Raw genomic sequence first — 14,771 nt, forward strand, 5'->3', positions numbered from 1 at the left:
TTGATCATTCCGCTGCGGACGCAACCCGCGACCGGTTCGACGGCGAATTGCCGGCCGCCCAACGGGTCAGCAGCAGGATGCCGACGACCACGCCGACGTAGGCGATCAGCTGCGCCTCGGTCGGACGGTCGGTGTAGCCGACCAGAACATGCAGCGCCTGCCCGATCAGGCTGTTGTCGCGCAGAATGCCCGAGCTGTCCCACAGCACCGTCCCGCCCGCATTCAGCATGCCGCCCTGCGCCAGAAAATTGACCGCGGTGGCGGCCATGCCGGCGGCCAGCAGCGTCAGCAGCCAGGTGGTGGTGGCGAACAAGTGACGCGTCGGGATCTGCAACAGCCCGACATAGAGAAGGACGGAGACCAGCGCGCCCAGCGCCATACCGCCCAGCCCGCCGGCGGCCACGGTGGCGATGCCGCCCTCTTCCGACGCCAGGATGCCGGTCAGGAACAGCACGACCTCGGACCCTTCGCGGAGAACGGCGACGCCAATGACAATGGCCAGAGCCGCCAGCGACTTCTCGCCGCTCTGTACCGCATGGCCGACCGCCTTCATGTCGCGCGCCAGCTCGCGGCCATGCTGTGCCATCCAGGCATTGTGCCAGGCCAGCATGACGACGGCGATCAGCAGGACGGTGGCGTTGAAAAGCTCCTGCCCGGTGTCGGCGAACAGCGAGCTGATGCCGTCGGCGAAGGCGGCGACGACGCAGGACCCGACGATGCCGCCGACGATGCCGAGAGCGATCCACCGGCCGCGCCCGGCCACCCCCTGGGTGGCGGCCAGCACGATGCCGACGATAAGGCCCGCTTCGAGGACCTCGCGAAAGACGATGATCAGACTGGCGAGCATAGTCGTCTCCGATACGGGGCGGTCTCTCGCTTAAGACTGCGCCCTAAGACTGCATCGAACGGTCTTAAGACTGCGTCACTCGGCGATCACGGCGCCCTGCGCCGTCGCCTCGTGGAATTCGCCGAAGAAGGGATAGCGCCCCGGCTTCAACGGACCGACCATGACCTTGATCTGCTTGCGCCCGCCGACGATCTTCTCGACCTTCATCTCGCCGCTTTCGAACTCTTCCGACGTGGCGTCCTGGTTGTCGACCAGCAGGGTCACCCGCTTGTTGGCAGGCACCTTGACCTCGGCCGGTTCGAACTTGTGGTCCTTGATGACGATGGTGATCGCATCGTCGGCCCGGACCGGAGCGACGCTCAGGAAAGCCGCGCCGGAAATGGCGATGGCGCAGGCTGCAGACAGCAGGGAAACACGGCGCATTCGCGGAAAACCTCAGGGGCTGGTGGGCCTTTTGCTTCTGAAAATCATTCTCACCCCAGCCACTCAGGGTCAAATGAAAAGGCACCTGCAGGCTCCGCAACACACCTGCGACGGAAACGCGCACCCGGCAGGAATGCGGCCGTCCACAAACAAATGTCCTTACCAACTTTCCTCGGCAACTTTCCGTGCCTGAAATCCCGGCCCGTCTATTCCGGTTCCGACGAACCCGGAAACTGCTCCAGCCCGTCGGTGATCTCGTAATAATCGGCTTTGCCGGCGACATAGCCATGGCGGAGCGTCGTCAAACCGGTCGGCTGATCCAGGCTGCCGGCGGCGATCTCGATCTCGCTTTTGCCGTCGCCCTTCCAGAACAGCGACGATCCGCACCGGCCGCAGAAGCCGCGCTCCGCGATGTCGGAGGAGCGATACCAGGACAGGGTCGCATCTGCATCGAAGGTGACGGTGTCGCGCGGCACGGTGATGTAGGCGCCGATATGACCATGGAAACGGCGACACTGGCCGCAATGGCAGGTCACCACCCCGTCCGGCCGCTCGGCCAGCAGAAAACGCACGCCGCCGCACAGGCAGCCCCCGGAAAGTGCCCTGCCCTGTTCGCTCATTCCACCGTCTCTCCCGTGCTGGCCCGGCGTTCGACGCCGTCGTCGCCGATGTCGTAATAGGCGCCCTTGTGGTCGACGAAGATGTGGCGCTCGACCCGGAGCCCCGACGCATCGTCCAGGCTGCCGGCGGTCACGGTGATGCGTGGTCCATCCTCGGCATCGCCCTGGTCGAGCGCCTCCCAGAACAGCCCGGCACCGCAACGCGCACAGAAGCCGCGCCGCGCCCGGTCGGAAGAGCCATACCATGTCAGCGTGGCGTCGTTCAGCAGACGCAACGCCGCACGCGGCAGACCGGTGTAGGCGCCGACATGGCTATGCTGGCGCCTGCACTGTGAACAGTGGCAGAAGGAGATCGGCTCCGGGTGCGTGTCGATGGCATAGCGCACGCCGCCGCACAGGCAACCGCCGGTCCAGACCCGCTCTCCCCCTGCCGTCGAGTCGGTCATCGCTCAACCCCGCCAGAACGGCTTCTCGGCCTCATGGTCGGCGTCGGCACGGGAAATGCCGATGTCCGACAGCAGGTGATCGGGCAAGGCCTCCAGCGCCCGGCGCTGCCGGCGGCGCTCGTTCCAGGTGGCGAGGCGGTCGAACAGCGACACCACGCGCTCGCCCAGACCGGGGTTGGCTTGCACCGGCTTGCGGACGAACAGCTCTGCGGCGGAAAACTGCGACTGCGTTCCCTTTGCCATGATCCGATTTCCTTCGCTGGATGGGGAGCGGGGCCTCAGCCTCGCCGCTCCGTTCAGTGTGATCGCTTGTGAAACTGAGGATGGGGCACGGAAGGCTTGCTGACAAACGACGCTTTCTCATAGAATCGATTAGCTTTGCTAATCCGAATCCACCTCCGGTCCAGAACCGCCCCATGTCCCGCCGCCTGCCCCCGCTGAACGCGCTGCGCGCCTTCGAAGCCGCCGCCCGCCATCTTTCCTTCACAAAAGCCGCCGAGGAACTGCATGTGACGCAGGCCGCCGTCAGCCACCAGATCAAGGCGCTGGAGGAGTGGCTCGGATTACCGCTGTTTCGCCGAATGAACCGGGCGCTGGCGCTGACCGAGGCCGGGCAGAACTATCTGCCGCCGGTGCGCGAGGCGATGGACACGCTGTCCCAGGCGACCGACCGGCTGATCCGCGCCGACAGCAGCGGCACGCTGACCATCTCCACCATGCCCAGCTTCGCGTCCAAATGGCTGGTGCCGCGGCTGGTCCGCTTCCAAAAGCGTCATCCCGAAATGGATGTGCGGGTCCACAGCACGGCGCAGGTGGTCGATTTCGCCCGTCACGACGTCGATCTGGCGATCCGCTTCGGCAACGGGCTGTGGCCGGATCTGCGGGTGGAGCGGCTGTTGACCGAGGACATCTTCCCGGTCGGCCATCCGTCTCTGTTATCCGGCAAGCGGCCGCTGGTGAATCCGGAGGATCTGCGGCACCACACGCTGCTGCACGACGACTACAACATTTCCTGGGCGGTGTGGTGCCGGGTGGCGGGGATCGAGGGGGTGGACACCGAACGCGGCCTGCGGTTCGACGATTCGTCCTTCACCCTTCAGGCGGCGATCAATGGCCACGGCATTGCGCTCGCCCGCGGCGTGCTGGTAGCCGACGACATCGCCGCTGGGCGGCTGGTCCGCCTGTTCGATGTGCGGCTGCCGGGAAGCCTCGCCTATTACGTCGTGGCACCGCAGCATTACTTTTCCCGGCCCAAGGTGAAGGCCTTCTACGACTGGTTGTTCGAAGAGGCGGGAGCGGTGTGAAACCCTTCGCATGGAGCGGCTTGCGGGCGTAACGGACCGCTCCTATAGTCCGCGGCCATGAGCGCGAACCCGCCCCCCGACACGGTCTTCCCGCACCGCCACCTTCTCGGAATCGAGGGGCTGCGGGCCGGCGAGATCACCCAGATTCTCGACCTCGCCGATGGCTATGTCGAGCAGAACCGCCGCCCCGTGAAGAAGTCCAACCTGTTGGACGGCCGCACGCAGGTGAACCTGTTCTTCGAGAACTCCACCCGCACCCGCACCAGCTTCGAGCTGGCCGGCAAGCGGCTGGGGGCCGACGTCATCAACATGTCGACCGACAGCAGCTCGGTGAAGAAGGGCGAGACCCTGATCGACACGGCGATGACGCTGAACGCCATGCACCTCGACGCGCTGGTGGTGCGCCATGCCGATTCAGGTGCCGTCAAGCTGCTGGCCGACAAGGTCAACTGTTCGGTCATCAACGCCGGCGACGGCCACCACGAACACCCGACCCAGGCCCTGCTCGACGCGCTGGCGATCCGCCGCCGCCTCGGCCGGCTGGACGGGCTGATCGTGGCGATCTGCGGCGACATCCTGCACAGCCGCGTCGCGCGCTCCAACATCCACCTGCTGAACGCCATGGGCGCCCGGGTGCGCTGCGTGGCGCCGCCGACCCTGCTGCCGTCGCAGATCGAACGGCTGGGCGTCGAGGTCCATCATTCGATGAAGGCCGGCCTGCGCGATGCCGACGTGGTGATGATGCTGCGCCTGCAGACCGAGCGGATGAGCGGACAGTACGTCCCCTCCACCCGGGAATACTTCTACTTCTACGGCCTCGATTACGAGAAGCTGGAGGTGGCGAAGCCCGACGCGGTCATCATGCACCCCGGTCCGATGAACCGCGGCGTGGAGATCGATTCGGAGGTTGCGGACGATCTCAAGCGCTCGATGATCCTCGATCAGGTGGAACTGGGCGTGGCCGTCCGCATGGCCGTGCTCGACCTGCTGACCCGTGAACGCCGCCAGTCCGACCTTGCGGGAGCCGTCTGATGAGTGCGCGTACCGTCTACCGCAACGCCCGCCTGCTCGATCCGGCGACGGGCCTCGACCAGCGCGGCGACCTGCTGATCGATGGCGAGACCATCGCCGATTTCGGCCCCGGCCTGTTCAACGACTCCACACCCGAGGGTGCGGAGGTGATCGACCTCGCCGGCCAGTGCCTCGCCCCCGGCCTCGTCGACATGCGGGTGCTGATCGGCGAGCCGGGTGAGGAGGAAAAGGACACGATCAAGAGCGCGTCCCGCGCCGCGGCTGCCGGCGGCATCACCGCCATGGCGCTGCTGCCCAACACCGACCCGGTGCTGGACGAGGTCGCCGGTCTCGAGTTCATCGCGCGGCGTGCCCGCGAGGTGAAGCTGGTCAAGGTCTTCGCCTATGGCTCCGCCACCCGCGGCACCGACGGCAACGAGATCACCGAGATGGGCCTGCTCGGCCAAGCCGGCGCGGTCGCCTTCACCGACGGCATCAAGGCCATCGTCAGCGCCAAGACCATGCGCCGGGCACTCAGCTACGCCAAGACTTTCGGCAAGCTGATCGTCCAGCACCCCGAAGAGCCCTCGCTGGCGTCGGGCGGCATGATGAATTCCGGCGAGATCGCCACCCGCCTCGGCCTCGTCGGCATCCCGCGCGAGGCCGAGATCATCATGATCGAGCGCGACCTGCGGCTGGCCGAGCTGACCGGCGGGCGCCTGCACTTCGCCCACATCACCACCGGCGAATCCGTCGACCTGATCCGCCGCGCCAAGGCGCGCGGGCTGAAGGTGACCTGCGACACCGCCCCGCACTATTTCGCCCTGACCGAGACCGACGTCGGCGATTACCGCACCTATGCCAAGGTGTCGCCGCCGCTGCGTGGCGAGATGGACCGCCGCGCCATCGTCGAGGGGTTGGCCGACGGCACCATCGACGCCATCGCATCCGACCATGTGCCGCAGGACCAGGACCAGAAGCGCCTGCCCTTCGCCCAGGCCGCCCCCGGCGTCATCGGGCTGGAGACCCTGTTCCCGCTGACGCTGGAACTGGTGCACAAGGGCAGGATGCCGCTTCTGAAGGCGCTGGCCTGCGTCACCGCCAACCCGGCGGCCATCCTCGATTTGCCCCTGGGCCGAATTGTCAAGGGCGGGCCGGCCGATCTGGTCGTCTTCGATGTCGACGTGCCGTGGCAGATCGACGTCAGCCGCTTCAAGTCGAAGTCGAAGAACTCACCCTTCGAGAACCGTCCGGTCCAGGGCCGGCCGCTGCGCACCATCGTCGACGGCCGCACCGTCTGGCAGGCGGAGGGCTGATCCGGTGCCGACCCTCGTGCTTGCCGCCCTGCTGGGCTACCTGCTGGGCTCGATCCCCTTCGGGCTGGTGCTGACCCGGATGGCCGGTCTGGGCGACATCCGCCAGATCGGCTCCGGCAACATCGGCGCCACCAATGTGCTGCGCACCGGCAACAAGCCGCTGGCGCTGGCGACCCTGCTGCTCGACAGCGGCAAGGGCGCCATCGCGGCTCTGCTGGCCCTGTGGTGGGCCGGACCGGAAGCGGCGGTTCTGGCCGCCGGCGGCGCCATGCTGGGCCACAGCTTCCCGGTCTGGCTGGGCTTCAAGGGCGGCAAGGGCGTCGCCACGGCAATCGGCGTCCTGCTGGCCGTGTGCTGGCCGGTCGGGCTGCTGGCCTGCCTGACCTGGATCGTCATGGCGGCGCTGTTCCGCATCTCGTCGCTGTCGGCGCTGACGGCTCTCGGCCTCAGCCCGTTGACCGGCTGGTATTTCGGCGGACCGCTGGTTGGCGGGCTCTGCCTGTTCATCGCCGTGCTGGTCTTCATCCGGCATGAGGCGAACATCCGCCGCCTGCTGAAAGGCGAGGAGCCGAGGATCGGCGCCGGCAAGAAGAAAGCCGCCTGACCGGCAATCCGACAGACCGGTGACACGTGGGGGTCGGGGAGGAAACTTCCCGCCCCTTTTCGTTTGCAGCGCCTTGATTCCGTTACCGTTGCCCTCTCTCACCCTATCCGATTTCGCCCACCCGGACGCAGACAACCGGTGCGGCCATGCGCTATGCTGCACGGCAATCCGGGACACGAACAAGCAACCCGGCAGGAAAGCCGGCCGCTGGGGCCGGTCGAAAACGAGACGCTGAGGGAACCGAGAATGGACACTCCGCTGTGGAGCCCGAGTGAGGAGCGCATCGCGCAGGCCAACCTGACCGTCTTCCGCGAGGCGGCGAATGCGCGATTCGGACTGCGGCTGGACGATTACGACGCGCTCTACAACTGGTCGATCGCGGAGAAGGAGCGGTTCTGGCGCTTCCTGTGGGAGTGGGCCGGGCTGACCGGCGATCTCGGCGCCGTCGATCTGCTGGACGGCGACAGGATGCCGGGCGCCCGCTGGTTCCCGGAAGCCCGCCTCAGCTATGCCGAGAACCTGCTGGCCGGCGCGCTGGACGACAATGCCGTCGTCTTCTGGGGCGAGGACAAGGTGAAGTACCGCTGGAGCGGGGCGGAGCTGAAGGCCACCGTCTCCCGCCTGCAGCAGGCGTTGAAGGCCAAGGGTGTCGGCAAGGGCGACCGTGTCGCTGCCATCATGCCGAACATGCCGGAAACGCTGGCGGCGATGATCGCCACCACCAGCCTGGGCGCGGTGTGGTCGTCCTGCTCGCCCGATTTCGGCATCCAGGGCATCACCGACCGCTTCGGCCAGATCGAGCCGAAGGTGGTCTTCGCCCCCGACGCCTATTGGTACAACGGCAAGAGCCACGACGTCCGCGCCAAGGTGGCCGAAGTCCTCAAGGATCTGCCGACCGTCGTCGCCACCGTCATCGTTCCCTATGTCGACACGGCGCCCGACCTGTCGGCGATCCCCGGTGCCGTCGGCTTCCACGACTTCATGGCGCCCCATCCGGTGGCCGAGCCGACCTTCGAACGGGTCGAATTCGACCACCCGCTGTTCATCCTCTATTCGTCCGGCACCACCGGAAAGCCGAAATGCATCGTCCACGGCACCGGCGGCACCATCCTTCAGCATGTGAAGGAGCACCGGCTGCACTGCGACCTCAAGCCCGGCGACCGGCTGTTCTACTTCACCACCTGCGGCTGGATGATGTGGAACTGGCTGGTGACCGGATTGGCAAGCGGCACGACGCCGGTCCTCTATGACGGCTCGCCCTTCGCCCCCACCGGCAACATCCTGTTCGACTATGCCGATGCGGAGCAGGTGACGCTGTTCGGCACCTCGGCCAAGTTCATCCAGTCGCTGGAGAAATCCGGGCTGGAGCCGATGAAGACCCATTCTCTCGCCAGCGTCCGCGCCCTTGCCTCCACCGGTTCTCCGCTGATGCCGGAGAATTTCGAGTTCGTCTATCGCTCCATCAAGCAGGACCTCCATCTCGCCTCGATCAGCGGCGGCACCGACATCATGTCCTGCTTCGTGCTTGGCAACCCGATCTCTCCGGTGTGGAAGGGCGAGATCCAGACGCGCGGCCTTGGCATGGCGGTGGAGGCCTTCGACGACAACGGCCACGCCGTCCGCGGCGAGAAGGGCGAACTGGTCTGCACCCGCCCCTTCCCCAGCATGCCCATCGGCTTCTGGGCCGATCCGGACGGCTCGAAATACCGCTCCGCCTATTTCGACCGCTTCCCCAACATCTGGGTCCATGGCGACTTCATCGAACAGACCGAGCATGGCGGCTGGGTGATCTATGGCCGCTCGGACGCGGTGCTCAACCCCGGCGGCGTGCGCATCGGCACGGCGGAGATTTACCGTCAGGTCGAGCAGCTGCCGGAGATCATGGAGGCGGTCTGCATCGGCCAGGAATGGGACGGCGACGTGCGCGTCGTGCTGTTCGTCGTGCTGCGCGAGGGGATGAAACTGGACGAGGCTCTTGCCACCACCATCCGCAAGCGGATCAAGGACAATTGCTCGCCCCGCCATGTCCCGGCGAAGATCGTGCAGGTCACCGACATCCCGCGCACCCGCTCGGGCAAGATCACCGAACTGGCGGTGCGCGACGCCGTCCACGGCCGGCCGATCAAGAACACGGAGGCGCTGTCCAACCCGCAGGCGCTCGACGAGTTCCGCGAACGGACGGAACTTAGCGGAGCCTGACATGGCGCCGCCACTGTTCCTCGACCTCGACGGCGTGCTTGCCGATTTCGACCGCGGCGTCGTCGCGGTAACCGGCAAGCGGCCGGAACAGCTGGCCATGAAGGAGATGTGGCAGGCGCTGTCCCGGCACGCCGACTTCTTCGGCACGCTGGAGTTCATGCACGACGCGCAGGAGCTTTGGAGCTTCTGCGCGCCGCACCGGCCGACCATCCTGACCGGCCTGCCTTTGGGCAGCTGGGCGCCGCAACAGAAGACGCGCTGGGTCGCCCGCATGCTGGGGGCCGACGTCCCGGTCATCACCTGCATGGCCCGCGACAAGGCCCGCTACGCCAGTCCCGGCGCCATCCTGGTCGATGACCGCGAGAAGGCCCGCGAGCCTTGGGAAACGGCCGGCGGACGCTTCATCCTCCACCGCAATGCCGCGGACAGCATCGCCGAACTGGCGAAGCTGGGGTTCTGAGAATGACGGAAAGGGCGGCACCGGCGTGCCGCCCCCCAGCGTCGAGCGTCGCGGTTACTCGGCCGCCACCGCCTTGTTTTCGCGGCTGGTCTTCCACAGCGACACCACCACGCCACCGCCGATCAGGGCGAAGGTCACGCCCAGCGCGATCAGCGGGTCGGGCTTGCCGAAGACCTGCGTGTAGAAGATCTTGCCACCGATGAACACCAGCACCAGCGCCAGGGCGTATTTCAGGTAGCGGAAGCGGTGGACCATCGCAGCCAGGGCGAAATACAGCGCGCGCAGGCCCAGGATGGCGAAGATGTTGCTGGTATAGACCAGATATGGGTCGGTGGTGATGGCGAAGATCGCGGGCACGCTGTCCACCGCGAAGACCAGATCGGCCAGTTCGACCATGATCAGCGCCATCAGCAGCGGCGTGGCCGTCCAGCGCATCGCGCCGCTGTCGCCCACCGGCTCCTTGACGAGGAAGCGATGGCCGTGGAAGCGGCCGGTGACGCGGATGTGGCGCTTCACGAACCGGAGCGCGACATTCTCGCCCAGGTTGGTCTCCTCGTCCTTGGCGAACAGCATCTTGATGCCGGTCAGCAGCAGGAAGGCGCCGAAGACATAGAGGATCCAGTGGAATTCCGACACCAGCGCCGCACCGGCGCCGATCATCAGGCCGCGCAGCACGATGACGCCCAGGATGCCCCAGAACAGCACCCGGTGCTGCAATTCACGCGGCACCGCGAAATAGCTGAAGATCAGCGATATGACGAAGACATTGTCGAGTGACAGGCTCTTTTCGACGAAAAAGCCCGTGTAATACTGCAGGCCGGCTTCGCCGCCCATCGACCACCAGACCCAGCCGCCGAACAGCATCGCCACAGCGATGTAGAATGCGGAGAGCTTCAGGCTCTCGCCGACGCCGATGACGTGGTCGCGGCGGTTCAAAACACCCAGGTCCAGAACCAGAAGGGTCAGGACAATGCCGACGAATACCAACCAAATCCAGACCGGTTTTCCCAAAAATTCGAGAAAAACAGTCGCTAACAAACTGTCCATTGCAAAACCCACTTGATGACGCTGCGTGAGCGGAGAGATCAAGCGGTTCCGACATCACGACCGACGCCTCGATCGCCAGAGGGGCCCGGACCCGAACTTGCCAGCAGATGGTGTCGCTCTGCGACGGGTCAAGACCGCGAAAAGGAGCGAACCCACCCGCAAAGCAAATGCAGCGCTCAGCGTCTTTCGCTGACCTTTGCGAGTCGCAGCCCCGACAGCGGGCCCGAGATGCCGAAGCCCTGGAAATCTGCGGCGATAGCGAACGAAACGCCATCCGGACCCGGTACTTGATGCAGCAACGCCACAGATAGCGAACGAATGACGCGCAAGAAAAACACCAACGGTTGCCCGATCTGTGTTCGCTCTTGTGCGGATGGTGCCGTTCTGCCAATAACTCCGAAAAACCGAAACCAAACCGAACAAATGGAGTTTTGCATGAACCAGGCCGAGCTGATCGAAACCGTCGCCACCAACGCCGGCATCAAGAAGGCCGACGCGGCCAAGGTCGTTCAGGCTGTGTTCGAGGGCATCTCCGGCGCGCTGGGCCGCGGCGAAGATGTGCGCCTGGCCGGTTTCGGCATCTTCGAGGTGGCCGAGCGCGCCGCCCGTGAAGGCCGCAACCCGCGCACCGGCGAGGTCGTGGCGATCGCCGCCTCCAAGGCTCCGAAGTTCAAGCCGGCCAAGCAGCTGCGCGATCTGGTCAACGGCTGATCCGCCCGCATCCGCGTCACAAGGGATCGCAGCCATGACCATCGATCAAACCGAACTGCAGTCGCTTACCGCCAAGGTCGTTGCCGCCTATGTCGGCAACAACTCGGTGCCGGTTCAGGAATTGCCCACGCTGATCAACAGCGTCCAGATCGCCTTCCGCAATTTGGGCGACGACAAGCCGGCCCCGGCCAAGGCCGAACTGGTCCCGGCCGTCGCGATCAAGAAGTCGGTCACGCCGGAATTCATCGTCTGTCTGGAGGATGGAAAGAAGCTGAAGATGCTGAAGCGGCATCTGAAGACCGTCTACGACATGACGCCGGACGAATACCGCGCCAAGTGGGGCCTGCCGCCGGAATACCCGATGGTTGCCCCGAACTACGCCAAGGCACGTTCGGAAATGGCGACCAAGCTCGGGCTTGGCCGCAAGCGTGCGGCGGCCGAATAACGGCCTTCCATCCATCGCTGCTCGATCGGGCGCGTCCTCCGGGACGCGCCTTTTTCTTTGCCAATCCCTGGCTCTGCCCGTCGCCGCCGCACTCCGCCCGGGCTACCCCGTTGCCCATTGTCGTCATATGACCAATGTTCGGGTGGCGAACTGGCTCGGCCTTCCCATCTAGGGTTCCGGTATGGTTGAGGGACCACGGGCGGTTCTATCACCATCCTCATCGCAGAGGCATAGCCGCCTCCCGCCAATCCGGTCGACCGGGGGACTGCCTGCCCCCGTTCCCTTTCGCAGATGCGGTGTGGCGATGATGTCCGGTCCTAAGTTCGACCGGCCGATTGGGAATGAACCGCTCGCCCGTAAGTCACCCGGCCGAAGGTCAGGGGTCATAGAAATGGCTCCTCCTCCAGACTGCCGGTGCGGGTGGAAGAAGAGCCTGGGTATACGCCGAAAAACACCCGGAACACGCCCTTTACAGGGTTGATCGGTCGCATTTCTGCGGCCACATTAACAGTGTCATAAGGACGCAGTTCCTTAAGACGCCAAGCAAAATACAGACCCCACCACAAACCAAAGCCGGCCAGAGCCGATAAAGACGGACGATATTCCTGCGTCCGCCAATGGATCATCGCCTCTAGGGCGATCCCCGCCATGGGCCCCGACCGGGCCGGCCTTGGAAAAGAGGCCGTTCCGGGAAGCGTTGGAGAGGAGGCAATAGCGTGCTGAAGAAACTGCTGACCGGTGAAAACGCCAGCCTGACCCGCTACATCGAGGAGTCGAAGCGCTTCCCGATCCTTGCCCCGGATGTCGAGCGCGACCTCGCCATCGCTTGGCGCGAGCGCGGGAATCCGCAGGCCCTGGAACAGCTCGTGGGCAGCCATCTCCGCCTCGTCATCAAGATCGCCCGCGGTTTCGGCGGCTATGGCCTGCCGCTGGTCGATCTGGTCGCAGAGGGCAATGTCGGCCTGATGCAGGCGGCCCAGAAATTCGATCCGCAGCGCGGGTTCCGCTTCGCCACCTACGCCACCTGGTGGATCCGCGCGGCGATCCAGGAATACATCCTGCATAGCTGGTCGCTGGTGAAGATGGGCACCACCGCCGCTCAGAAGAAACTGTTCTTCAACCTGCGCCGCCTTAAGAGCCAGATGGCCGAGTTGGAGCAGGGCGACCTGTCGCCGGAGACCGTCGCCACCATCGCCGCCGAACTGGACGTACCGGAGACCGAGGTGGTGGAGATGAACCGCCGTCTCGCCGCCAACGACAGCTCGCTCGACGCCACCCTCTCGTCCGATGGCGAAACCAACTGGCTGGAACTGCTGGCCGATGACCGGCCCACCCAGGACGCCATGCTGGCCGAGGCCGACGAACTGGCGCTGCGCCGCCGGCTGGTCGGACAGGCGCTGGACCGGTTGGATGCCCGTGAACGCCGCATCCTCTTCGAACGCCGCCTGAAGGACGACCCCTCGACCCTGGAGGCGCTGAGCCAGCAATTCTCGGTTTCGCGCGAACGGGTGCGCCAGATCGAAGTGCGGGCTTTCGAAAAGCTCCAGAAGGCGGTGCTCAGCGCCGCACAGGCCCTGCGCCGCCCGGCCACCCCGATGGTGGCCTGACCCGACATCGTTTTCCCGTCCGGCTGCGGCGCTGCTGGACGGGACATATGCGGGACCGGCTATGCCGCGCTCCGCATCGTTCCAGCGGGCTGTCGGCCCGCCTGTTGCCTCCAGACCTGTAACCTTCACGCCGGCGGTGCCCATGGCCCCGCCGGCCTTTTCTTTTGTGGACCGTTTCGGCTTCGATCCCAGCCGGCCGCAAACCATTGCGATTGCTGCCGCTTAAAGATGTCATGCGACAAAGTGGCAGGTTCAAAGTTGCGAATGCCTGCGCATGATGTGCGGCCCGCGGGAAAGATTGCATTTTCGCCAATTCTTAGTACGCCAGTCATATCACAAATGGGAGAGGGCTCCATGTCGAACGCTGCCCAGACTCAATCGATTATCAACCGCATCACCTTCCTGCGCATCGACGAGGCGACGAAGGCAACCCTGCGGGAGTTCCAGCCCTATCTGGCGCAGCGCATCGATCAAATTCTGGAAGATTTCTACGGCTACCTGCGCGCCGTGCCGCAGGTGGCACCGATGCTGGTCGATCCGGCGGTGACCGGCCGCGCCCGCGACCTGCAGAAGCAGCATTGGCTTCGCAACGTCTTCACCGGCACCTTCGACGAGGCCTATGTCAATCAGGTCCTGAAGATCGGCCAGACCCACCAGCGCATCGGGCTCGAACCGCGCTGGTACACCGGCGCCTATTGCTTCACCCTGAACAAGCTGATCGAGCTGGCGACCCAGATCCACCGCAAGAAGCCGGAAAAGCTGTCGCAGCTTCTCCAGGCGATCAACAAGGCGGTGTTCCTGGATATGGACCTCGCCACCTCCGTCTATATCGACCTGAACACCGCGGCGATCATCGCGCGGGAACTGGGCAGCACCGCCGACAGCTTCGAACGCGAGTTGAAGGGTGTTGTCCAGGCGGTGGCGAGTGCCGCCCAACAGCTTCAGGGCACTGCCCAGGCGATGAGCCGCACGGCGGAAACCACCAGCGAGCAGTCGACGCAGGTCGCCGCCGCCGCTGAGGAGGCCTCGGTCAACATCCAGACCGTCGCCGCGGCAGCGGAGGAGCTGACCGCCTCAATCGGCGAAATCAGCCATCAGGTGACCCAGTCGGCCGCCATCGCCAATGCCGCGATGACCGAAGCCGAGCGGACCAACGCCACCGTGCAGGGCTTGGCCGATGCCGCCAGCCGCATCGGGCAGGTGGTTAAGCTGATCCATGACATCGCCAGCCAGACCAACCTGCTTGCCTTGAACGCCACCATCGAGGCGGCACGTGCCGGTGAGGCCGGCAAGGGCTTCGCCGTCGTGGCGAGCGAGGTAAAGAGCCTCGCCAACCAGACCGCCAAGGCGACGGAGGAGATCAATTCGCAGATCGGCGCTGTTCAGGGGGCGACCCAGGAGGCCGTCGGGGCCATCCGCTCCATCTCCGGCACCATCGCCCGCATCAACGAGATCTCCACCTCCATCGCCACGGCCATGGAAGAGCAAGGCGCCGCCACGACGGAGATCGCCCGCAACGTGCAGCAGGCGTCGATCGGCACCCGCGAGGTCAGCGAAACCATCGTCGCGGTGAATGCTTCGGCCAACAATGCCGGTGAAGAGGCCCGCCAGGTTCTGGAGGCGACCAACGAACTGTCGCGCCAGTCGGGAACCCTGAGATCCGAGGTCGAGCGCTTCGTGACCCGCGTCCGCGCCGGCTGATCCGTTTCACGGTGCAGGTTAGAAGAAAGG

17 protein-coding genes are annotated in these 14,771 nt (G+C 65.4%); 10 read left to right on the forward strand and 7 right to left on the reverse strand.

What is annotated here, in order from left to right; translation table 11 throughout:
* Window positions 1-4: 4 nt before the first annotated feature.
* The 5 genes from ABNQ38_RS17265 to ABNQ38_RS17285 all read right to left on the reverse strand — a co-directional run bounded on the left by ABNQ38_RS17265 (window position 5) and on the right by ABNQ38_RS17285 (window position 2,579).
* Complete coding sequence (locus ABNQ38_RS17265) at window positions 5-847, reverse strand: FTR1 family protein (protein WP_377809461.1); 843 nt, start codon at window positions 845-847, stop codon at window positions 5-7.
* A 75-nt stretch (window positions 848-922) separates the two neighbouring features.
* Window positions 923-1,270, reverse strand: a complete 348-nt coding sequence (locus tag ABNQ38_RS17270; protein ID WP_377809462.1) for a cupredoxin domain-containing protein — start codon at window positions 1,268-1,270, stop codon at window positions 923-925.
* A 206-nt stretch (window positions 1,271-1,476) separates the two neighbouring features.
* Window positions 1,477-1,890: a GFA family protein gene (locus tag ABNQ38_RS17275; RefSeq protein ID WP_377809463.1), complete on the reverse strand. Its 414-nt coding sequence runs from the start codon at window positions 1,888-1,890 to the stop codon at window positions 1,477-1,479.
* Window positions 1,887-2,336 (reverse strand): GFA family protein, encoded by a 450-nt coding sequence (locus ABNQ38_RS17280; protein WP_377809464.1) that lies wholly within the window; start codon window positions 2,334-2,336, stop codon window positions 1,887-1,889. The genes ABNQ38_RS17275 and ABNQ38_RS17280 overlap by 4 nt, the downstream gene beginning before the upstream one ends.
* A 3-nt stretch (window positions 2,337-2,339) precedes the next feature.
* The gene (locus ABNQ38_RS17285) at window positions 2,340-2,579 is read right to left on the reverse strand and encodes a DUF1127 domain-containing protein (RefSeq protein ID WP_377809465.1); all 240 of its coding nucleotides are present in this window, start codon (window positions 2,577-2,579) and stop codon (window positions 2,340-2,342) included.
* A gap of 173 nt (window positions 2,580-2,752) precedes the next feature.
* Here ABNQ38_RS17285 and ABNQ38_RS17290 point away from each other — a divergent pair, with 173 nt between their 5' ends.
* The 6 genes from ABNQ38_RS17290 (at window position 2,753) to ABNQ38_RS17315 (ending at window position 9,230) form a co-directional block, all read left to right on the forward strand.
* Complete coding sequence (locus tag ABNQ38_RS17290; protein ID WP_377809466.1) at window positions 2,753-3,640, forward strand: transcriptional regulator GcvA; 888 nt, start codon at window positions 2,753-2,755, stop codon at window positions 3,638-3,640.
* A 57-nt stretch (window positions 3,641-3,697) separates the two neighbouring features.
* Complete coding sequence (locus ABNQ38_RS17295) at window positions 3,698-4,672, forward strand: aspartate carbamoyltransferase catalytic subunit (RefSeq protein ID WP_098739924.1); 975 nt, start codon at window positions 3,698-3,700, stop codon at window positions 4,670-4,672.
* Window positions 4,672-5,967: a dihydroorotase family protein gene (locus tag ABNQ38_RS17300; RefSeq protein ID WP_377809467.1), complete on the forward strand. Its 1,296-nt coding sequence runs from the start codon at window positions 4,672-4,674 to the stop codon at window positions 5,965-5,967. The genes ABNQ38_RS17295 and ABNQ38_RS17300 overlap by 1 nt, the downstream gene beginning before the upstream one ends.
* A 4-nt stretch (window positions 5,968-5,971) precedes the next feature.
* Complete coding sequence (gene plsY, locus ABNQ38_RS17305; protein WP_377809468.1) at window positions 5,972-6,571, forward strand: glycerol-3-phosphate 1-O-acyltransferase PlsY; 600 nt, start codon at window positions 5,972-5,974, stop codon at window positions 6,569-6,571.
* A gap of 246 nt (window positions 6,572-6,817) precedes the next feature.
* Complete coding sequence (locus ABNQ38_RS17310; protein ID WP_377809469.1) at window positions 6,818-8,770, forward strand: acetoacetate--CoA ligase; 1,953 nt, start codon at window positions 6,818-6,820, stop codon at window positions 8,768-8,770.
* Window position 8,771: 1 nt separating this feature from the next.
* Window positions 8,772-9,230: a hypothetical protein gene (locus tag ABNQ38_RS17315; protein ID WP_377809470.1), complete on the forward strand. Its 459-nt coding sequence runs from the start codon at window positions 8,772-8,774 to the stop codon at window positions 9,228-9,230.
* A gap of 54 nt (window positions 9,231-9,284) precedes the next feature.
* On the opposite strand, the gene ABNQ38_RS17320 is transcribed toward ABNQ38_RS17315, so the two are convergent.
* On the reverse strand, window positions 9,285-10,277 hold the full coding sequence (locus ABNQ38_RS17320; RefSeq protein WP_377809471.1) for a TerC family protein: 993 nt from the start codon (window positions 10,275-10,277) through the stop codon (window positions 9,285-9,287).
* 435 nt (window positions 10,278-10,712) lie between these two features.
* Between ABNQ38_RS17320 and ABNQ38_RS17325 the strand changes: the two genes are divergently transcribed.
* Together ABNQ38_RS17325 and ABNQ38_RS17330 are read left to right on the forward strand one after the other, a co-directional pair.
* Window positions 10,713-10,988, forward strand: coding sequence for an HU family DNA-binding protein (locus ABNQ38_RS17325; protein ID WP_012974184.1), 276 nt, complete (start codon window positions 10,713-10,715; stop codon window positions 10,986-10,988).
* Window positions 10,989-11,022: 34 nt separating this feature from the next.
* A complete protein-coding gene (locus tag ABNQ38_RS17330) occupies window positions 11,023-11,433 on the forward strand; it encodes a MucR family transcriptional regulator (RefSeq protein WP_109096302.1) in 411 nt (136 codons plus the stop codon).
* A gap of 383 nt (window positions 11,434-11,816) precedes the next feature.
* Here ABNQ38_RS17330 and ABNQ38_RS17335 read toward each other — a convergent pair whose 3' ends face one another.
* Window positions 11,817-12,083, reverse strand: coding sequence for a hypothetical protein (locus ABNQ38_RS17335; RefSeq protein ID WP_377809472.1), 267 nt, complete (start codon window positions 12,081-12,083; stop codon window positions 11,817-11,819).
* Between the two features lie 66 nt (window positions 12,084-12,149).
* Between ABNQ38_RS17335 and rpoH the strand changes: the two genes are divergently transcribed.
* Window positions 12,150-13,040: an RNA polymerase sigma factor RpoH gene (gene rpoH, locus ABNQ38_RS17340; RefSeq protein ID WP_377809473.1), complete on the forward strand. Its 891-nt coding sequence runs from the start codon at window positions 12,150-12,152 to the stop codon at window positions 13,038-13,040.
* A gap of 354 nt (window positions 13,041-13,394) precedes the next feature.
* A complete protein-coding gene (locus tag ABNQ38_RS17345) occupies window positions 13,395-14,741 on the forward strand; it encodes a protoglobin domain-containing protein (RefSeq protein WP_377809474.1) in 1,347 nt (448 codons plus the stop codon).
* Window positions 14,742-14,771 lie beyond the last annotated feature (30 nt).

It is taken from the genome of Azospirillum sp. A29 (assembly GCF_042604625.1).
GTDB classification, from domain to species: domain Bacteria; phylum Pseudomonadota; class Alphaproteobacteria; order Azospirillales; family Azospirillaceae; genus Azospirillum; species Azospirillum palustre.